At 34.6% G+C, this 20,227-nt stretch carries 18 protein-coding genes; 6 read left to right on the top strand and 12 right to left on the bottom strand.

Annotated elements, in window-relative coordinates:
* Positions 1-2: 2 nt before the first annotated feature.
* The 4 genes from ACUN26_RS05435 to ACUN26_RS05420 form a co-directional block, all read right to left on the bottom strand.
* Positions 3-1,301, bottom strand: a complete 1,299-nt coding sequence (locus ACUN26_RS05435) for a sensor histidine kinase (protein ID WP_002038412.1) — start codon at positions 1,299-1,301, stop codon at positions 3-5.
* Positions 1,302-1,364: 63 nt separating this feature from the next.
* The gene (gene malS, locus ACUN26_RS05430) at positions 1,365-3,077 is read right to left on the bottom strand and encodes an oxaloacetate-decarboxylating malate dehydrogenase (RefSeq protein ID WP_002093791.1); all 1,713 of its coding nucleotides are present in this window, start codon (positions 3,075-3,077) and stop codon (positions 1,365-1,367) included.
* A gap of 74 nt (positions 3,078-3,151) precedes the next feature.
* Complete coding sequence (gene aspA / locus ACUN26_RS05425; RefSeq protein WP_000224192.1) at positions 3,152-4,591, bottom strand: aspartate ammonia-lyase; 1,440 nt, start codon at positions 4,589-4,591, stop codon at positions 3,152-3,154.
* 24 nt (positions 4,592-4,615) lie between these two features.
* Positions 4,616-5,887 carry a cation:dicarboxylate symporter family transporter gene (locus ACUN26_RS05420; protein ID WP_000713298.1) on the bottom strand — a complete coding sequence of 424 codons (1,272 nt, stop codon included), beginning with the start codon at positions 5,885-5,887 and terminating at the stop codon, positions 4,616-4,618.
* Between the two features lie 376 nt (positions 5,888-6,263).
* On the opposite strand from ACUN26_RS05420, the gene pyrH reads away from it, so the two are divergent.
* The gene (pyrH, locus tag ACUN26_RS05415; RefSeq protein ID WP_001248057.1) at positions 6,264-7,004 is read left to right on the top strand and encodes a UMP kinase; all 741 of its coding nucleotides are present in this window, start codon (positions 6,264-6,266) and stop codon (positions 7,002-7,004) included.
* A gap of 53 nt (positions 7,005-7,057) precedes the next feature.
* Here pyrH and ACUN26_RS05410 read toward each other — a convergent pair whose 3' ends face one another.
* The 6 genes from ACUN26_RS05410 to ACUN26_RS05385 all read right to left on the bottom strand — a co-directional run bounded on the left by ACUN26_RS05410 (position 7,058) and on the right by ACUN26_RS05385 (position 13,493).
* Positions 7,058-8,269, bottom strand: coding sequence for a phospholipase D-like domain-containing protein (locus tag ACUN26_RS05410; RefSeq protein ID WP_000591925.1), 1,212 nt, complete (start codon positions 8,267-8,269; stop codon positions 7,058-7,060).
* A gap of 110 nt (positions 8,270-8,379) precedes the next feature.
* Positions 8,380-9,525: an ABC transporter permease gene (locus ACUN26_RS05405; protein WP_000651854.1), complete on the bottom strand. Its 1,146-nt coding sequence runs from the start codon at positions 9,523-9,525 to the stop codon at positions 8,380-8,382.
* Between the two features lies 1 nt (position 9,526).
* Positions 9,527-10,636 carry an ABC transporter permease gene (locus ACUN26_RS05400; protein WP_001020185.1) on the bottom strand — a complete coding sequence of 370 codons (1,110 nt, stop codon included), beginning with the start codon at positions 10,634-10,636 and terminating at the stop codon, positions 9,527-9,529.
* Positions 10,637-10,673: 37 nt separating this feature from the next.
* Complete coding sequence (locus ACUN26_RS05395; protein ID WP_001093803.1) at positions 10,674-11,612, bottom strand: ABC transporter ATP-binding protein; 939 nt, start codon at positions 11,610-11,612, stop codon at positions 10,674-10,676.
* 137 nt (positions 11,613-11,749) lie between these two features.
* A complete protein-coding gene (locus ACUN26_RS05390) occupies positions 11,750-12,850 on the bottom strand; it encodes a sensor histidine kinase (protein ID WP_000397635.1) in 1,101 nt (366 codons plus the stop codon).
* 4 nt (positions 12,851-12,854) lie between these two features.
* Positions 12,855-13,493, bottom strand: coding sequence for a response regulator transcription factor (locus tag ACUN26_RS05385; protein ID WP_000694089.1), 639 nt, complete (start codon positions 13,491-13,493; stop codon positions 12,855-12,857).
* Between the two features lie 219 nt (positions 13,494-13,712).
* On the opposite strand from ACUN26_RS05385, the gene ACUN26_RS05380 reads away from it, so the two are divergent.
* From ACUN26_RS05380 to exsE, 4 genes are read left to right on the top strand one after another with little or no spacing between them, the layout of a single operon-like run.
* Positions 13,713-14,258 carry an RNA polymerase sigma factor gene (locus tag ACUN26_RS05380; protein ID WP_255258374.1) on the top strand — a complete coding sequence of 182 codons (546 nt, stop codon included), beginning with the start codon at positions 13,713-13,715 and terminating at the stop codon, positions 14,256-14,258.
* Positions 14,255-14,698 carry a hypothetical protein gene (locus ACUN26_RS05375; RefSeq protein WP_000972343.1) on the top strand — a complete coding sequence of 148 codons (444 nt, stop codon included), beginning with the start codon at positions 14,255-14,257 and terminating at the stop codon, positions 14,696-14,698. Before ACUN26_RS05380 ends, ACUN26_RS05375 begins: the two co-directional genes overlap by 4 nt.
* Positions 14,691-15,761 (top strand): hypothetical protein, encoded by a 1,071-nt coding sequence (locus tag ACUN26_RS05370; RefSeq protein WP_001039103.1) that lies wholly within the window; start codon positions 14,691-14,693, stop codon positions 15,759-15,761. The genes ACUN26_RS05375 and ACUN26_RS05370 overlap by 8 nt, the downstream gene beginning before the upstream one ends.
* Positions 15,758-16,714, top strand: a complete 957-nt coding sequence (gene exsE, locus ACUN26_RS05365; protein WP_001261438.1) for an exosporium protein ExsE — start codon at positions 15,758-15,760, stop codon at positions 16,712-16,714. The genes ACUN26_RS05370 and exsE overlap by 4 nt, the downstream gene beginning before the upstream one ends.
* Positions 16,715-16,746: 32 nt before the next feature.
* Here exsE and ACUN26_RS05360 read toward each other — a convergent pair whose 3' ends face one another.
* Together ACUN26_RS05360 and ACUN26_RS05355 are read right to left on the bottom strand one after the other, a co-directional pair.
* Positions 16,747-17,994 (bottom strand): DUF445 domain-containing protein, encoded by a 1,248-nt coding sequence (locus tag ACUN26_RS05360; RefSeq protein WP_000058290.1) that lies wholly within the window; start codon positions 17,992-17,994, stop codon positions 16,747-16,749.
* 158 nt (positions 17,995-18,152) lie between these two features.
* Complete coding sequence (locus tag ACUN26_RS05355) at positions 18,153-19,487, bottom strand: D-serine ammonia-lyase (protein ID WP_000658443.1); 1,335 nt, start codon at positions 19,485-19,487, stop codon at positions 18,153-18,155.
* A 149-nt stretch (positions 19,488-19,636) separates the two neighbouring features.
* Here ACUN26_RS05355 and ACUN26_RS05350 point away from each other — a divergent pair, with 149 nt between their 5' ends.
* Positions 19,637-20,182 carry a helix-turn-helix domain-containing protein gene (locus ACUN26_RS05350; protein ID WP_000427659.1) on the top strand — a complete coding sequence of 182 codons (546 nt, stop codon included), beginning with the start codon at positions 19,637-19,639 and terminating at the stop codon, positions 20,180-20,182.
* Positions 20,183-20,227 lie beyond the last annotated feature (45 nt).

Genomic DNA, 20,227 nt, shown 5'->3' with positions numbered 1-20,227 from the left:
CATTATTCCCCTTCCCGCTTTAAACTGCACTCCGGTAAACAAACGATAAACTTACACCCGCCGCCAGTTTCTCGTTCTTCTAATCTCACTTCTCCACCTAGCTCTGTTACCATTTCGTTTATGTAAGAAAGTCCAATACCTGTTGACGGTGTTCCCGTTTGATCATACTTTGAAGTAAACCCTGGCTTAAATACTAATTTCTTATACTTCTGTGCAATACCAGGACCATCGTCAATTACTTCAAAGAATATATGTTTATCTCGTTTATATAGCTTTATACTAATGAGACCTCTATCCTCAATTGCTTCCACTGCATTTGCAACTAAATTATTAAAAATTGATAGAACTGTATACACGTGATATGCAGCGTGCTCACCTTCTATATGTTTAGAAAAACGTATATCTTTTCCTAGCATTTCAGCATACTTCTCATTTATTCTTACAATTATTTCCGCTAATTCATGTCCTTCTACATACTCAGCCACATTTTTATCTAATAACAGTTTAGATAACCCTGCAAAAATCCTTTGATTATCCTTTTTTATTTCATGCACTTCTCCTGCTATTTTTAAAGCTGTTTTGCTATTTAAGTCATCGTTCGCTTGTAAGTTTCGATATAGTTGATATGCTTCCTGTGTAATTAACTCAGCATTTTGTAACGTTTTTTTCAAATGGACAGATTCCACATATAAATTAGAGAGATACATTAACATATTTTCATTTTCTTTTCGAACTTGGGATTCTTTTAATTTCGTTTCATATAAATTCATCATATTTAAAAAACCGAGCGCAAAGAAACTACGGAAAATAGCTATAATGATTAGTTTATTCACTTCAGAAACTGTTATCGTTGTGCCTAGTACGAGCATATGATAAAACGCAAGTTCTGACATACTTGCAATAATTTCAATTGAAATTCCAAGGCACCCAATAACAATTGGCTTCTGATGAAACTTATTTACCCTACAAAACGAAAAGAGGCTTCCATAAATAAAATAATAAAAGAACACAGGATAGCGCAAATAAAATGATTCTGTCATATGGAATGAACCTTGCAATACCCAGTCAAGACTTACACGGAATAAAACTACAGATATACCGACGAGAACACCTGCAGCTGCTGCTGGTATTCTTCTTAAAAATAATAATAAAAAGAAGAAAAGCGGTGTCCCGAAGCTAACACGAAACATATCATTAAAAGGATGAAAATTAAGCTCTCCAGCAATTGGGACAACTACCATTAATATAATTAAAAGATACATATCTTTCTTCCATAATTGATTCCAATTCAAAGCTGCCACTTCCTATATATTTTTCAAAATGTATAAGTAAAGCCCGTTTATTATTATAAACGGGCTTTTTCTCTATATACTAACCTTTTCTACCGCTTTTATTTGACGATACTCAGGCTTCCACATTGCTTCTTTCACTGCAATCTTAATATCGTTATCACTTAAGTTTTCTCTAGCAACACCTTCTGCAACTGCAACTTTCGCTACTTCAATTGCAACTAGTTCAGAGATATTACGTAACTCTTCAACTTCTGGCAAAATAGGTGCTCCTGGCTGACTTGTATCTACCATACTTGCAACTGCTTCAGCTGCTGCTGCGAACATTCCATCCGTCATGACGCTTGCACGAACAACAATTGTACCAAGACCTAGTCCCGGGAAAATAAGTGCGTTATTTGACTGTCCAATCACATACGTTACACCGTTATATGTAACTGGTTCAAACGGACTTCCTGTTGCAACTAACGCTCTTCCTTCTGTCCACTCGATTAAATCTGCTGGTTTCGCTTCCGCAAGTGGTGTTGGATTCGACATTGGTAAAATAATTGGTCTTTCTACGTGAGAAGCCATTTCTTTAATAATCTCTTCTTTAAATGCGCCCGCAACTGTTGATGTTCCAATTAAAATTGTCGGTTTTACATGTTTCACAACTTCAGCAAGCCCGATCACATCATTTTGTTTCCAATCACTTACTTCCGCTTCTTTTCTTGCATATGGAATTTGGAAATCAAGAAGACCTTCCATATTATCTGTAACTAATCCGTTACGGTCAATACACCAGAAACGATTATGAGATTCTTCATCTGATAAGCCGACGCGAACCATTGCATCTCTTACTTGATCTGCGATACCGATTCCAGCCGTACCAGCACCAAACACAACAACACGGTGCTCACTTAGCGGTACACCAGAAGCTTTTACTGCCGATAATACAGCAGCAAGTGAAACTGCCCCTGTACCTTGAATATCATCATTAAATGTACAAACGTCATGACGATATTTATCTAAAATTTTTCGTGCATTTCGAGAACTGAAGTCTTCCCAATGTAGAAGCGCCTTCGGGAATTGTTTATTTACCGCTTGAACAAACGTATCAATAAATTCATCGTACGCTTCACCTGTTATACGAGGATGACGATTTCCAATATAAAATGGATTGTTTAATAATTCCTCACGATTTGTACCTACATCTAAAATTACCGGTAATACACGGCTAGGATCGATTCCAACTGCGGCCGTATATACAGCTAATTTCCCGATTGCGATGTTAATTCCACCAACACCCCAATCACCAATTCCTAATATACCTTCTCCATCCGTTACAACGACTAAATCAATGTTTTCAGCTGTTGCACCGATATTGGCAAATGCATCTTCAATACCTGATGGATCGTTAATTGATAAATAAATACCACGTGGTTTACGGTATTCATGACTATACCTTTGAATTGCTACACCTACAGTTGGTGTATATACAATCGGTAACATTTCACGTAAATGATCTGTTAATATACGATAAAATAATACTTCATTTCGATCATGTAACGCCGTTAAGTATACATTTTTTAATAAATCATCCGGCTGAGAACTAAATTGTTCATATGCTCGGCGTGCTTGTTCTTCTAATGTTAAAACAGCTGGCGGTAATAAACCTTTTAAACCTAACTCTTCTCTTTCCTCTTGTGTGAAAGCTACCCCTTTATTTAAAAGTGGTGTTGATAATACTTCTGCTCCTCTTAATGTTGTTTCTAATGCACCATTAGAAGCCACTGTAAACTTACTCATAACATCCCTACCTCTATTCATATATAGCATTTCTATATTGTAAACAAAAAAGAGGGGATTGTCCCCCTCTTCTTTTAATTTTTCTTTAAAAGAGTTGCTCCTGCAATCCCTGGATGTGTCATTTCGAATGGATCTAGAATTAACTCTAAATCTTCTTGTGACAATACACCATTTTTTACACAAAGTTCACGAACGGATTGACCTGTTGCAATTGCTTCTTTCGCAACACGAGCTGCTGCTTCATAACCGATATGAGGGTTCACGGCTGTAATAATTCCTACACTTTTCTCAACGTACTCTTTTAAACGATCTTCATTCGCTTCAATTCCTTTTAAGCAATTATCTGTAAAGGCACGGAAACCATTATTCATAATGCTAATAGATTGAAGTAAGTTGAAAACAAGTACTGGTTCCATAACATTTAATTCTAATTGTCCTGCTTCTGAAGCAAGACAAATTGTATGATCGTTACCAATAACTTGGAACGCAATTTGGTTAATAACTTCTGGCATAACAGGGTTTACTTTCCCTGGCATAATAGAAGAACCTGGTTGACGAGCTGGTAACATAATTTCTGCTAAACCAACACGTGGACCTGATGCCATTAAGCGAAGGTCATTCGCAATTTTAGACATATTCATCATACATACTTTTAGTGCTGCAGATACTTCTGTGTACGCATCAGTATTTTGCGTCGCGTCCACTAAATCTTCTGCACCAACAAGCGGTAATTCACTAATTGTAGCAAGATGTTTTACAACTGCTTCAATATACTCTGGATCTGCATTTAAGCCTGTACCAACTGCAGTTGCTCCCATATTTACTTCATATAAATGTTGACGTGATTGCTTAATACGTTTCATATCACGTTCTAGTACGCGAGAATACGCTTTAAACTCTTGTCCAAGACGAATTGGTACAGCATCTTGTAAATGCGTACGACCCATTTTAATAACATGGTCGAATTGTTCTGCTTTTAATTCAAATACATCATGCATATAACCCATCGTTTGTAATAAGCCTTCTAATGCATTTAATGTCGCGATATGAATCGCCGTTGGGAATGCATCGTTTGTTGATTGTGCCATATTTACATGGCTATTTGGACTAATATAATGATAGTCTCCCTTTTCCATTCCTAATAATTCAAGAGCACGATTGGCAATGACTTCATTTGCATTCATGTTCATTGAAGTACCCGCACCGCCCTGAATTGGGTCGACGATGAAATGATCGTGCCATTTTCCATCTAGAATTTCTTGAGCAGCTTCTGCGATCGCGCCGCCTTTATTCAATTCCAATCTACCTACATCTGTATTTGCAAGTGCTGCTGCTTTTTTTACAACTGCGAATGCTTGAATTAAACCTTCATGAATTTTGTAACCTGTAATTGGGAAGTTTTCTACTGCACGCATTGTTTGTACGCCGTAGTATGCATAATTTGGTACTTCTTTTTCACCTAAAAAATCTTTTTCAATTCGCACACCATTTTTAACTTCAGTTAATGTTGCCATGATTATTCACTCCTTAACGATTTCTTATGCTGCTTTTGTTTCTTTGACTGTTTCTACATATTGTTTTGCTTTCTCATTATCGAATTCGCCTTCCCACTTCGACATAACAATGGCCGCTAATGCATTTCCTAATACATTGACAGATGAGCGAATCATATCTAAAATGCGGTCAATTCCCGCAATTAACGCGATACCTTCTAGTGGTAACCCCATTGAACCTAACGTTGCTAATACAACAACGAACGATGCACCTGGAACTCCCGCCATACCTTTGGATGTTAACATGAGAACGAATAATAACGTTATTTGCTCCGTCAGTGACATGTGTACACCATACATTTGTGCAACAAACAATGCCGCTAACGCTTGATAAATAGCCGATCCAGTCAAGTTAAATGTATAACCTGTCGGAATTACGAAAGAGGCAACTGCCTTTGGACAACCGAACTCTTCCATTTTTCTCATTATATTAGGTAAAACAGCTTCTGAACTTGCTGTCGTAAATGAAAGAATAAGTTCTTCTTTTAAAATTTTTATTAATGTAAAAATGTTTACGCCAACCATTCGTGCATTAATACCTAATACAATCACAACGAATAGTATAACAGTTACGTATACAGCTAGCACTAGTTTTCCTAACGGAAGTAGTGTTGCTACACCAAATTTTGCAACCGTAACAGCAATTAATGCGAATACACCGAATGGTGCAAACTTCATAACTTGATTTGTAACCCAAAACATTGCTTCGAGTACACCTTCAAAAAAGTTAAAGACAGGCTTTCCTTTTTCTCCAATTGCCGCAACTCCTAAACCAAATAACACGGAGAAGAATATAATCGGTAATAAGTCACCTTGTGAGATAGATTCAAATACGTTTTTCGGTACAATATGAACAATCGTTTCAGCAAATCCTTTCTTCTCTGTTGCATCTGCAGTTTGTTTATAAGAAGAAATATCACTTTGCTGTAAATTGCTCATATCAACGCCAGTACCTGGTTGGAATATATTCGCTGCAAGTAATCCCATTAAAATAGCAATCGTCGTAATAATTTCGAAATAAAGAATTGTCTTACCGCCCAGTTTCCCAAGCTTTTTCATATCTCCCACGCCAGCTACCGCAACAATTAATGCTGAAATAACAATTGGTACTACAATCATCTTAATTAAATGAATAAATATATCCCCAATTGGTGTGATATAAGAAATCGCCGTTTTATTGCCATAAAAGACTGCCCCTACTACAATCCCTAAAACAAGCGCGACAAAAATTTGTGTTGCCAATCCGAATTTTTTCATTTATGTTCATCCCCTTCATGCGAACGCTTTCAATTTGAATTTATAAAAGCTACTCACACATCATATAAGCGAACCTACAAAATCATACAAAAACCTACAAGTTTGTCACAAAAAATTCAAATATTTTTCTTCTATTTTTCATTGACACCATTTTGTTAAAAAACGATAAAATATACTTGATAAGTAATCAGATTGTTTCGTATAATCAAAAAGATATATACTTAAAACAAATCGAAATGAAAAGGAGTGGATAGTATGAAAAACTACACAAAGCAATTCGTCCTATCTTCTTCTTTTCTTTTTCATTTTCTTAAAAAGGAACAAAGGCATTCGCCTTTGTTCCTTTTTTATTGCGATCTATATAGGGGGAATTGTTATGAGGCCATATAAAAGAGTTTTAATAAAACTAAGCGGCGGCGCTCTTGCCGATCAAACTGGAAATAGCTTTAACTCCAAACGATTAGAACATATCGCAAACGAAATTTTATCCATTGTTGATTTAGGTATCGAAGTATCCATCGTTATCGGTGGCGGTAACATTTTCAGAGGTCATCTAGCTGAAGAATGGGGAATTGATCGTGTAGAAGCTGATAATATCGGTACGTTAGGTACGATCATTAATAGCTTAATGCTCCGCGGTGTTTTAACTAGTAAAACAAATAAAGAAGTACGCGTTATGACTTCCATCCCTTTTAACGCAGTAGCTGAACCATATATTCGCTTGCGTGCAGTCCATCATTTAGATAACGGTTATGTCGTTATTTTTGGAGGCGGTAACGGGCAACCTTTCGTTACGACAGATTACCCAAGTGTACAGAGAGCAATCGAAATGAATAGTGACGCCATATTAGTCGCAAAACAAGGAGTAGACGGTGTCTTTACAAGTGACCCAAAACATAACAAATCAGCGAAAATGTATCGAAAGCTGAACTATAACGATGTTGTTAGACAAAACATACAAGTCATGGACCAAGCCGCTTTATTGCTTGCTCGGGACTACAATTTACCAGCACATGTCTTTAACTTCGATGAGCCTGGGGTGATGAAGAAAATATGTTTAGGGGAACATGTGGGGACGTTGATTAATGATGATGTTTCGATGCTTGTGCATGAATAATAGTTATTTCTCATGAAAAGGGTGTCTATAAAAGACACCCTTTTCATTAACCTTTATAAATAAAAATCAGCCAATCCCCCCAACTTCTCCTTACAACGCTCCCAAAATGATAACTTCTCAAAAAATTCTTTCGTCATTTCTTTCGAATCATGAAAATCTTGCGTTAACGCCTCATTCACTTCTGAGACGATAGATCCACCATGAATATACAAATTCATCTCATCATTAATATAGAAGCTACGTGCAGTAAAGTTCGTTGTACCGATAACAGTTAATTCATTATCAATTAACATTAACTTCCCATGAAACATTCCTTTTTTATACCCATATACAGTAATCCCATTATTAACAGCTTGACGTATGTATGGATACGCCGCTTCTTTTATAAGAGGTAGATCTGGTTTATATGACCAAAGTATTTTTACTGTAACACCACGCTTTTGTGCTGCGATTAAAGCATTCATGGATTCTTTATTTTTTGCTATAAAATACGGCGTTGCAATTACAATGGAGTGTTGAGCTTGTTTTATGAGCTCTATATATTTTTCAGCAACGTAATGCCCATTGTAACTAGTCATAGTATGTAATGTATTCCCTTTACTAGCTTTATTCGTACTCCTCTTTATATCTTCTTTCGTATCTCGTTTCCAATCTAAAGCGAATTGCTGTTCTAAATCTTTTGCTCCTTCTCCTTTAAGCCGTACATGATAATCACGCCAATATCCAAATCGCTTATCTTTCCCTAAGTACTCATCTCCTATATTAAATCCGCCTGTATAGCCAATCTCCCCATCAATCGTCGTAATACGGCGATGATTACGATGATGAAGAGAATAAAACCCGAATGGTAATTCAGGTTTTCTACTATATGTAAAATGCACACCACTTTCCTGCAATTCATTTTTCATCTTTCTTTCAAATGATAAATCATTAATGCGATCAACCGATAAATAGACGTTTACTCCTTCTTTCGCCTTCTCTTTTAATAAGTTTAAAAAAATATGACTACTTTTATCATCCGACAAAATGAAAAAATAAGTGTAGATGGAGCTTTTCGCTTTTTTAATATCTTCAAATAGCTGCTCATATAATGACTTCCCTTCTACATATAATTGAAAGTCACTATAATGAGGTGTATACTCTGTCGGCATGTTTTTCCCAGCTTCCATTTTCCTACCTAGGGTAACATCGATATGCATCCAAATTAAAATAAAAACGAAAATAGCAATAATAATAGAAGTAACTCGTAATATTTTTTTAATCATTTTGATTTCCTTCCGATCATTTTCTTTCCACCCTTCTATTTTGTCATTCAAGTTTAGATTTCATGCTTCATACAAAAAAGGATGCGACTTAACGTCACACCCATTTCACATTAAACAAAATTCCTCGCATCATTATTTCTTCCAAACTTATAAATTGCAATTAAGAAAAATGCTATTGCGAAGGCGAATAAGATTAAAATATTCAAATACAACTCAGAGAATGGAATACCTTGCTGTAGTTTTGCTATCGTATCTAGTAACCAGCGCTGCGGTAGGAAATCAGCTACTTTTTGTACCGCTTTTGGCATAATGTCATATGGAAAATAACATCCAGCAAGCAAACATGTTGGTACTATCACTAGATTTTGCATTGCATTTGAAGCAGCCGAACTTTTTGAAAAAGACACAATGACTAATGATAAACCAATTGCAATTAAAGCGAATATCATAAGCACACCAATCATTACTATGAAAGGCATATTAATATTTGTATGAAAAACATTCGTCATAAATAATACTGCAATGACACTTTGCAATGTTAGTATCATCATATTTACCGCGACGTTGGACAATATAAATTTCTTTCCATCAATTGGTGTTGATAATAATCTAAAATACGTTCTATTCTCTTTTTCTTTTAAAATAAATCCTGATAAGTTCACTGCTGAAAACAGCATAAACATAATAAGGTAACCCATCGTTTGGTTTGTCATATCTTTATTTTTCGAAGTATCTTCTAGCGTCTCAGTTTTCATTTTAAATGAACTTTTTTGATACCCTGCGTACATACTATCAAATGTACTTTGATCTGTTCCTGCTACTTTACTAATAGCTGCTACATTATCAATATAGTTATATAAATATGATTTTATAAATGCTGTTACTTGATCACCTTTAATCGATGCAATCTCGATATGATTAGGTTTCCCTTCTCGAACACTTTTTGAAAAACCAGAATGTAATGTAATAACTCCATCAAGTTTTTTGGAAGTGAGTTTATCTTCTACTTCCGACTCCTTAACCTTACTCACTTTCACATGATTTAATCCTTCTAAAAACTTTATCGTATCATTTGCTATCGGCTCATTTTCTTTATTTACAATCCCGATATTTAACGTACCTTGCCCCGCATTTCCGTATATCGAAAAAGAGATGAGCGTTCCGATTATCGGCAAACTAATAATAATGAATAATCCTTTTTTATTTTTCAAAAGGACAGATAGTGTTTTTTGTATGAGCCATAAAATATCTTTCATACTATAGCCCCTCCCGTCTACGTAATGCAATAATTGCAATTAATAAAAAGAGTGCTGAAATCCCAAGATTTAAACATATTACCGGCAGTGCCGCTCCTACATCGTTTGCATAAATAATTTTCATGACAGCTGTGTTTGCCCACGTTAATGGTGATAAGTTCGTAACGAAATTTTCTTCTACTACGAAGTATGCACCACCAAAAATAGAAGCTAACTGTATAACAACAAGAATAATTGCTCTCGATGATTCAGCTGTTTTCGTAATATACCCGATCCCTAAACCGAAGCTAATTGCTAGAAAGACTTGTGTTAACAAAATAATAAATATAATTCCAAGATGGTCGCCCCAATTCGCTTGAAATACAAATTTGCTAAATAACATGACAAGTAATACGCAAAGGGCGTTTGCTACTAGGCTACCAAGTACTTTTCCAATGAATATTTCAGCCTTACTTATAGGCGCAGCAATGAGACGATCTCCTGTTTTACGTATTCGTTCTCCTCGAATTAAAGAACTCGCTCCCATCCCAGCATATAGTGCGATCATCGTCGTCATTACAACCGCATAGTAATCCATAGAACCTGGCTTTTTCGCAGCTTGTAAAGATGTTTCTTTTATATAATCATTATGATTCCCATTTGAAATAACTGCGCTCACCTTACTAGGATCTACTTTTGCCACTTCGGTTGCTACATTGTACTTATCAACAAATGTTGTAAGCATACCTTCCACAATACTTCCCTCAATACTACTTTTGTCACTTCCGTAAAACTTTGCACCATCTTTATTTAATTCTACATAAGCAGCATATTTATTTTGCTTCACTGCCTCTTTCCCATCTATACCTTCAGAAGCTTTTTTAAAATGAATACCCGATTTATCGACTTCTTTCGTAAATGCTTCAAACGATTGAGAAAATGTGCTACTCGCTTCATCTTTATATAGCACTTGTATATCCTTAATCGATTGACTATCACTATTAAATGCATTCGTTAACGCTGTCCCTAGCACAAGCATAAGCACAATAGGAAATGCTAACATAAAAACTAAAGTTCTTACGTCCCTGAAATCTCTTTTAATATGCATAACTGCAATATTGAAGATGTTCAATTGATGAACCTCCCTTTACCTTTTCTTCATTTACCTTTTATTTATCTCGTAAGTTTCTTCCAGTCAACGTAAGGAATACTGTTTCTAAGTTTGGAGCCTGTTCCTCTAACGAACGGATTTCAATGTCATGATTAATGAAATGCTGAATAATTTTATTTAAATTGTTTAATCCTGCATCCGAGTTTACTTTAATTACGTTCTCTTCAATTTGAACAGCTTTCACACCGTTTATCTCTTTTAACTGCTCTACATCTAATTTTTCTACCGACTTTACTTCAATCCAAATATCTTTCGTGTCGGTAATAATTGCTTTTAACTGTTCTTTCGTTCCTTCTGCAATCACTTTACCGTGATCTACAATTGCTATTTTCGTACAAATCTCTTCTACTTCTTCCATGTAGTGGCTCGTGTAAATAATGGTACTTCCCATTTCATTTAATTTTCGAACAGACTGGAGAATATAGTTTCTTGACTGTGGATCAATTCCAACTGTCGGCTCATCCATAATAATTAACTTCGGTCTATGAGCGATCGCACAAGCGATATTCAGTCTTCGTTTCATCCCGCCAGAAAAGTTTTTCGGGTAATTTTTATGTTTATCACTAAGCCCCACAAATTGAAGTGCTTCCTCTACTCTCGCTTTTAATTCAGCTCCTCTTAACCCGTAAAGTCCAGCAAAGAATTTCACATTTTCATAGGCATTTAACTCTTCATAAATTGCAATATCTTGCGGAACGATACCAATATTCATCTTCGCAAACCGATTATGCTTCTTTATATTTTTTCCTAATATGCTAATTTCACCTTCATTACTTCTTAACAACCCAGCAATCATATTTATCGTTGTACTTTTACCAGCACCATTTGATCCTAAAAATCCAAATATCTCTCCTTCTTTAATAGATAAAGACATATTATCAACTGCGATGAAATCACCAAATTTTTTCGTTAAATTTTTAATTTCTAATGTATTCATCATTTCACCCCTATTTCGGTTTCTCTGCTATTTATTATAAACAAAAAAAATGAACCTGCTCAGTGCAGAAGTTCATTCTTTTCACATGAGATTATTCACTTTTTTCATATGAGATGATTCATCTTCGTCCCATTCTTTTATATCGGCAGCAACATTGTTACTGAAAAACCACTTGTCCCATCTACAATAATTTTTCCGTTTACTGATGCCGTTCGCTCCTCCATCCCCATAATTCCGAGACCTTTCTTAACGAGAGCTGCACCTTTTCCGTTATCCTTCACTTGTACTTTCACCATCTTGTTAAGTACATGAATATCTATGGAAATGACTGTCGCATCAGCATATTTCATTGCGTTTGTAAGTGCCTCTGTAACATTTTCACCGATAATTTTCCACTGAATAGGAGAAATCATATCTAAGTTACCTTTATATACGAAAGGAATATTTACATCATGCTTACCGGCAAATTCCTCTATGAATAATTTCATACGATGGATACCAATTTGCTCAGTTGGTGGCTTCATATTTTTTAATGTAATGCGAATACTTTCAATTCCATCTTTTGAAATGTGAATTGCATTTTGTAATAACTCGGCAGATTTTTCTTTATCTATTTCCATTAACCTCTTTGCTGCTTCCATTTGAATTAGTGCACCCGTCATCGAGTGGCCAATTTTATCATGAATTTCTTGTGATAGCCGGTTTCTCTCTTCTAACTTAAATGTGTATTCTGATTGCTTTATGTACTCTTTATTTTCATGTAAGCTTTTCGTCAGCCGCTGCATATCTTTTCGCATCTTATCATTTTGTGATTCAAGCTTTAATACACGCGATATATACCGTTCTGCCATAGTTAATACAATGAAAGAAAATGCAACAATTAATCCATATGTCATTCGAATACTTTCATCTGTAAAGATAATAGGAATCATCATAACGATAAAGAGCTGCCATTTCTTCTCTATATATCGAAATACAAGTTCATATAAATTCAATGGTAAAAACAAAATAAAAAGCGGATGAATCTTCCATGTAAATAACATAACTACGCCAATTGACACAGAAGTTAATATGTTTTTGTACGTATCTTTTTTAAATATAGAAATCAGTACGTTTACAGAAAGATATAAAAGCAAAGTAAATATAATCCATGGTAAGTTCGCGACATTTAAATAAATGTAACTAAACACAATATATATAAAAACAATTAATTTACTTACAATTAACCAAAATTCCATATCATTAATCTACTTTCCCTGTTAAGTAATAAATCGCAATTTGTGTGCGATGTTCTAGTCCAGTTTTCCCTAAAACCGATGTAATATAATTTGCGATTGTTCCCTCTGATATGAAAAGCTGCTTTGAAATTTCTTTATTCGAGAAACCTTTCGCAATTAATGCGATAATACTAAGCTCCCTTTCTGTAAAAAGACTCTTATCTATTTTACATTCTTCCTCTTTACTTTCCATTAAATTAGATTTAATTTTATCAAGTACTACATCTTGCATAACAGTTTGACCGTTATACACTCCTTTTATCGCATCACGAATACGTTCCGGATCATTATTTTTTAATAAATAACCTTTTGCTCCGTTTTTTACTGCGTCCAATATATATTCATCATCATCAAACGTCGTTAAAATAAGCGGCTTCGTTTTCGTCTCTTCACAAATTAACTTTGTCGCCTCTACCCCGTTCATGTTTGGCATGCGGACATCTAAAAGCACAATATCGACTTCATGTTTCTTACAATATGCTACAGCTTCTTTTCCATCATTTACAGTATCTAACACTTCAAACTCTTCGTATGTATTTAAAATAATTTTCATGCCTTCTCTAATAAAAGAATTATCATCTGCTATTAATATTTTAATTTTCATGTTTGTTAGTATGGACGTCCTCCTACTAACATTCACATCCTTTCTCCGCGTAACATTTCCTCTTTGCTCATTATATACTCCTTTTTACCATTTTTTCACACCTTTTTCATATAGCCTCCTTTCTAAAAATATATTATTCTTTTTTTACAACATGTGTAGGGTGACTTATCATTTCTTACGTCTATATAATAGAATGCGTCAAAAAGGAGGGAGAGACCCATTGAGGAAAAACAATTAATTGAAAAAGCACAGCAAGGAAGCGAACATGCTTTTCGTATCCTTGTACAAACGTATCGTCATTATATTTTTCAAGTTATCTTTTCTATTTTAAGACATGAAGAAGATGCGAAAGATGTTACACAAGAAGTATTCGTAAAAATTCACGCCTCTCTCCCAAATTATCAATTTCGCGGATTAAAAACGTGGATGGCGCGTATTGCCACCAATCACGCTATTGATTATAAAAGGAAGAAAGCTAGAGAACACGAAGAACTCTCCTTATGTAAAGAAACTGAGGAAAATATAAAATCCTCTCATAACATTGAAGCTTTACTATTGACGAAAGAGCAAAAATTACTCATTGCTCAAAAACTAAGAGAACTTCCTGAAAATTACCGTGATGTCGTTCTCTCGCATTATTTAGAAGAAAAAAGTTATCAAGAAATTGCTTTGCAGGAAAACATCGAAGTGAAAACAGTCGAAATGAAACTGTATCGGGCAAGAAAATGGATTAAAAAACATTGGAAGGAGGAAGAGTTTCTATGATGCATTATTCAAAAGAAGATTGGCGCAATTATACATTAGATTTTATAGAAAGCAATGAACGTGAATCTATGGAAGAACATCTTTTTGAATGTGATTATTGTTTAGCACTTTATATGGAAAGTATTGATGAACAACATGAAAACCTTCCAATGATAAATGATGATTCATTTACGAACGAAGTTATGACGCAAATTAATTTTGAAACACTACAGTCTAATGAATATATAAAAACAAACTCACTAAAACGCACAATTATTCACTACATAATTGCGACTGCGGCTACAATTATTTTTATGGTAAGTGGTTTATTCCAATATATTTTTACAGCGACATCAAATTTCGAGAAATCTTCAAAACATAACGAGTCTTCTATCTCACAACAAATTGTAAACAAATCGGTAGACACATCAACAAAGGACGGAGGTTCAAAGCATGAATAAAAACCCCTTTTTAGCACTTGTATTAGGGCTAATTCCTGGGCTTGGACATTTATATTTAAAGAAGTTTGGACGATTTATTTTATATAGCGGAGGGGCTGTATTTCTATTTATCTTTGCAGCATTTTGCACAATAGCATTAGGAGAGCGTGATATTGCTTTTCTTTCTCTATTTTTACTAGTCGTGTTATGGGCGATCAATTTATTAGATTTAGTTATCACTATTATTAATCAATCGAAAAAACAAGCGGCCGGAGAATTTACAGAGTCCTCTAAAGAGAGCGAACGATTTTATATCATTCTTCTATCAATTATCCCTGGACTTGGTCATTTTCAATTAGGACTTATGCAACGTGGACTTACATTTTTAGTAGCTTGTACAGGAATTGGAAGTATGATCATTTTCGTTGCCCTTTTAACATCTCAAGAAAGTTTCCTTATCTTTCTCGTAACGTTACCTGTTTTATGGATTTATAATTTCTTCGATGTTGTTCAGCAACTCCAGAAAAAAGAACGCGGAGAGCAACTAGATGACCGTACTATTTTCGAAGAGTTTGAAGAGCATCGAGAACAAGGAAAGAAAAATAAAACATTCGCTTCCATTTTAGCAATGTTTCCTGGAGCAGGACATATGTATTTAGGCTTACAGCGCCGTGGTCTTCAGCTTATGGCAGCCTTTTTACTTTCCATATATTTACTCGACTTATTAAGACTTTCAGCGTTTTTATTTTTAGTACCCATCATTTGGTTCTATAGCTTTTTTGATGCGTTACAGCAAACTGCAAAATACGGAAAAGAACGTGTTAATGACGAACCTATCATAGATTATTTTATAAATCATCAAAGATGGATCGGTATCGGATTAATTGTATTAGGTGGTTATTATTTATTAGATCAAACAGTCCTTCCTATTTTGAATGACTATTTTGCAACTATATTTAATATTCATCTTAGCGAACTATATTATCGCTATTTCCAAACGTCTATCGTTGCTCTCCTTTTAATTGGCGGCGGCTTTAAATTGTTACTTGGAAATAAAGAAAATAAAGGTGGTACAAACGAATGAGAACATGGCGCGTTGGAACATTCTCAATGGGGCTTTCCATTATTACATTAGGTTGCTTCTTACTATTTTCAGTCATTAAAGGCACCCAAGTATTGGATACATTAACAGCATGGTGGCCTGTTTTACTTATTATACTTGGCGCTGAAATTTTACTATACCTTCTATTTTCTAAAAAGGAACAATCATTTATTAAATATGATATTTTTAGTATTTTCTTTATCGGCGTTTTAGGAAGTGTTGGAATTGCTTTTTACTGTTTATTATCTACTGGATTACTAGACGAAGTTCGTCATTCTATGAATACAACGAGGCAAACGAGTAATATTCCAGACGGACCACTTGATATACCTGAATCTATCAAAAAAATCGTAGTAGATGCAGGACATCAGCCTCTAACGATAGAGGGAAATAATACAAATCAAATTCATCTTTTGGGAACGTATGAAATGACGACGAAAGCAAATGAAAAACTCAATTTAAAACGAGATGATTTCCTTTCCGTTCAAACGGCTGGAGAAACGATGCATATCACATTAAAATCATTACCTGTTCAGCATACGTTATTTAACTCGGCACCACAGGTGAAACCAACGCTTGTTCTTCCGCAAAATAAAAATGTGGAAATCCGTGCTTCAAATAACGAACTATCTCTTTATCCAGGTCAATTACAAAATAATTGGTTTGTACAAGAAAGCTCAAGAGTGTCTGTCCATCTTGCAAAAGAGAGTGATGTATCTTTAACAGCAGTAACAAATCAAAAAGAAACACATGGAAACACACCTTGGGAACAAGTTGAAGATTTAACGAAAAAAGAAAATAATACTTCAGAAGAAAATCCAGAATTAATCGACCGAGAACATTGGTATAAAAATTCGATTAAAACTGGAAATGGAACGTACAAATTAAATATTGAGAAAGCTTATAATTTGAATATGAACGTTATCGAAAAATAAGAAAAACCTTCCACAAATGTGGAAGGTTTTTCTCATATAATCGCTTTAATTCCTTCTAAAATTAAGCCAATCATAAATCCGCAAACAGCCCCGTTCACTCGGATCCACTGCAAATCTTTACCGACGTTATTTTCGATCATTTCAATTAATGTTTTATCGTCTAGTTTATCAAGGTTTTCTTGTACAAGTTTTCCAATTTTCGAATGATTCTTTTCAACAAGTGTGACAACTTGCTTTTGTAACCAATCTTCTATTTTTTGAACCGTCACTTCGTCTTCTTTTATTTTATTCATTTGCGTTTGTAAAAATGGAATAACATATGTATCAGCAAATTCTTCTTTGTTTACAAAGGTAACTGCTCTTTGTTGTACTTGCTCCAGCATCTCTTTTATTTTGTCAGTAGCATCCCAATTCGCAATCCACTTTTCTTTCCAATTTTCTAATTCCTGTAGTAAAGCTTCATTTTCTTTTACATTTATAATTTCTTGGCGAATTTTTGATAAGATAAGTTGTCTTGTGCCATTATCTGCATCTTGTAAGCTGTTAATATTGCTAATAATAAATTTCTGCAAAATGCCGCCAATTTTATCTTCATCTACAATATTCATAAACGATTTCAAAGTAAACTGTAAGAATCCATCTACTTTTATGTTTTCCATCGCCTTCATACCTAAGCTTCCAAGCTGGTAACGAGCTTCATCTTGCGCTGTCCAATCTTTCACTTTTACTAATATGTAATCAAGTGTCTTTTCATCATATTCTTGCACAACTAATTGATCAACAAGCACTTGTAAGATGTTACTCGTATTAATTGTATGCAAATATGTTTTAAGTTCTTTTTCAATAATAACAGCTAACTTTTCTGTATCTATTGAAACAATCGCTTTCTCAGCAATCGTTACAATTCCCTTTTTCACAGCATCAGACTGCATTTCTCTCTCAGCAATTTGTAGCACCATTTGCGCTAACTGCATTTCTTTTACTTTATTCGTAATACTTTCTTTCGTCAGCCACTCATTTTCTAACGTATGAATGAGCCCTTTCGTTACTCGTTTACGGTTTTTAGGTAACAAAGCTGTATGCGGAATTGGGATTCCCATCGGATGACGAAATAATGCTGTAACCGCGAACCAATCCGCAAGTCCGCCAACTAATCCAGCTTCAAATCCCCCTTGTATAATCTCTCCAGCTATCGTTCCTTGAAAAGGGATAGAAGCAGCAAAGCCTACTCCCATAACCCCAAGCGAAATACCCGCTATATATTTAGTCTGTAATGACATCGTATACACACATCCTCTTATTATGTAAAATAAAGCTGTTTTGTTATATTTATTCGATATTAGTAATCCTTCATATCTATACTATAAAGAACTATTGTGAAAATAACAAAGATTTTTATGTACATGAAAAAATGAGGCTACAACTAGCCTCATTTTTCTTATATTGTTAATTCCAAACCTTTCTTATAATACCCATTCATCACATCTTCTGGAACCATGCTCCCACCAGTTCCCCACACAATATGAGTACCTTTTTTCACCGTCTCTGTTAACTGTTGCTTTTGTAAATACTCGTTTTCATTTTTACATACATTCACTGGCCCAACCATACCAGCTAATGCAGAAGGCTCTAAATTAATATTTTCCTTATCAGCCAGTTCTTTTAATAATCTATATAACTCTTCATCACTTACTGTGTAATTTCCGTTCAAAAATGGTTCTATCGTTTTACCGACAAATCCAGACGGTCTTCCTACTGCCAGTCCGTCCGCGTCTGTTATATTATCAATCCCGATATCTTGAACGGCGATTTTATCATGAAGTCCTGTCATTAACCCGAGTAACATACATGGAGAATGTGTTGGCTCTGCAAAGAAACAATGGACGTTGTTTTTATACAATAACTTTAAACCAAATGCTACCCCGCCAGGTCCCCCACCTACTCCACACGGAAGATAAACGAATAAAGGATGTTCTTCATCTACTATAATCTCTAACTCTTCTAATTGCTTTTGTAAACGAGATGCTGCTACTGCGTATCCTAAAAATAAATCATGTGAGTTTTCATCATCTACAAAATAACAGCTAGGATCTGCATCTGCTTGCTGACGCCCCTCTTCTACTGCTTTACTATAATCAGCTTCATATTCAATAACATTTACACCTTTATTTCTTAATAAATCTTTTTTCCATTCTTTTGCGTCTGCTGACATATGGACAGTTACGTTAAAACCTAGTTTCGCACTCATAATCCCAATACTTAGCCCTAAATTACCTGTAGAACCTACCGCAATTGAGTATTTTGCAAAAAACTCTCTACATGTGTCACTATCTAAAATAGAATAATTATCTTCCTCTGTTAACATTCCATGCTGCAGAGCTAATTGTTCAGCATGTTTCAACACTTCATAAATCCCGCCCCTAGCTTTAATTGATCCTGATATCGGAAGATGACTATCACATTTTAATAGTAATTTTCCTAGTATAAGTTGCCCGTAATTTTTCTCTAAAGACTGTTTCATTGAAGGTATTTTTACTAAAGGTGATTCTATAATACCATTCGTTTCTTTCGTTTCAGGAAAAACTTTCGCAATATATGGTGCAAAACGCTTTAATCTCTCTTCCGCGTCTTTGACATCTTCTTCATTAAGTGGTGAAGCTGTTATTGCTGTTTCATATTTTTCTATATTCGGGTTTATCCAAAATATTTCTTCTGTTGCAATAAGCTTGTTAACTAATGGATACTCTGCTTTTAATACCTCTATTTCCTTCATTCCGTTTCCTCCTCATATCCTTGTAGCTTGCTATACAATAAATTATAATTAAATTAATTTTAATATAGTTTAACATAAATTATTCATTTTAGTTAATTTTAATTTAATTTATTTAAATATAATTTAATAATCATTAAGGAGAATGTTTTATGGAAAATATAGATATTGGTAAAAAGATTGAAAAGCAAAGAAAAGAAAAAGGTTTAACTAGTAAACAACTAGCAAATATGGCTGAAATTACACCATCTATGTTAAGTCAAATTGAGCGTGGTTCTGCTAACCCTTCCATTCAAACGTTAAAGGTACTCGCAAAGGCACTGGATGTTCCAACATTTAGTTTTCTACTTGAAGAAACAAATACAGACGATTTAATCGTGCGCTCTCATAAACGAAAAAAAATGATTATCGATAATTTATCATATGAAATGCTATCGCCTGATTTCACAGGTAATTTAGCAACAGCAATTATGACTGTTCCCCCAAATACTTCTTCATCAGATAATATTCTAGAACATAAAGGTGAAGAATTAGCATTTGTATTAGACGGAACAATTACATTGTATTTAAATGAAGAAGAGTACACATTAGAAACTGGTGATAGTGTAAAAATACCTGCTTATTTAAAGCATAAATGGGTAAATCAATTCGAGAAAAATGCAATTGTCTTATTTTCTGTTACCCCGCCGATTTTTTAATATATAAAATAAAAATAGCCACGCACGGATACTCTCCGTACATGG

Source organism: Bacillus sp. WC2503 (assembly GCF_052682895.1).
This window is presented reverse-complemented; position numbering and strand designations above follow the sequence as displayed.

Bases quoted from the DNA above. Each gene is read 5' to 3' on its own strand.
- malS (WP_002093791.1), bottom strand. From the start codon at position 3,077: ATGAGTAAGTTTACAGTGGCTTCTAATGGTGCATTAGAAACAACATTA.
- aspA (WP_000224192.1), bottom strand. From the start codon at position 4,591: ATGGCAACATTAACTGAAGTTAAAAATGGTGTGCGAATTGAAAAAGAT.
- ACUN26_RS05420 (WP_000713298.1), bottom strand. From the start codon at position 5,887: ATGAAAAAATTCGGATTGGCAACACAAATTTTTGTCGCGCTTGTTTTA.
- pyrH (WP_001248057.1), top strand. From the start codon at position 6,264: ATGAGGCCATATAAAAGAGTTTTAATAAAACTAAGCGGCGGCGCTCTT.
- ACUN26_RS05410 (WP_000591925.1), bottom strand. From the start codon at position 8,269: ATGATTAAAAAAATATTACGAGTTACTTCTATTATTATTGCTATTTTC.
- ACUN26_RS05405 (WP_000651854.1), bottom strand. From the start codon at position 9,525: ATGAAAGATATTTTATGGCTCATACAAAAAACACTATCTGTCCTTTTG.
- ACUN26_RS05395 (WP_001093803.1), bottom strand. From the start codon at position 11,612: ATGAATACATTAGAAATTAAAAATTTAACGAAAAAATTTGGTGATTTC.
- ACUN26_RS05390 (WP_000397635.1), bottom strand. From the start codon at position 12,850: ATGGAATTTTGGTTAATTGTAAGTAAATTAATTGTTTTTATATATATT.
- ACUN26_RS05385 (WP_000694089.1), bottom strand. From the start codon at position 13,493: ATGAAAATTAAAATATTAATAGCAGATGATAATTCTTTTATTAGAGAA.
- ACUN26_RS05375 (WP_000972343.1), top strand. From the start codon at position 14,255: ATGATGCATTATTCAAAAGAAGATTGGCGCAATTATACATTAGATTTT.
- ACUN26_RS05370 (WP_001039103.1), top strand. From the start codon at position 14,691: ATGAATAAAAACCCCTTTTTAGCACTTGTATTAGGGCTAATTCCTGGG.
- exsE (WP_001261438.1), top strand. From the start codon at position 15,758: ATGAGAACATGGCGCGTTGGAACATTCTCAATGGGGCTTTCCATTATT.
- ACUN26_RS05360 (WP_000058290.1), bottom strand. From the start codon at position 17,994: ATGTCATTACAGACTAAATATATAGCGGGTATTTCGCTTGGGGTTATG.
- ACUN26_RS05355 (WP_000658443.1), bottom strand. From the start codon at position 19,487: ATGAAGGAAATAGAGGTATTAAAAGCAGAGTATCCATTAGTTAACAAG.
- ACUN26_RS05350 (WP_000427659.1), top strand. From the start codon at position 19,637: ATGGAAAATATAGATATTGGTAAAAAGATTGAAAAGCAAAGAAAAGAA.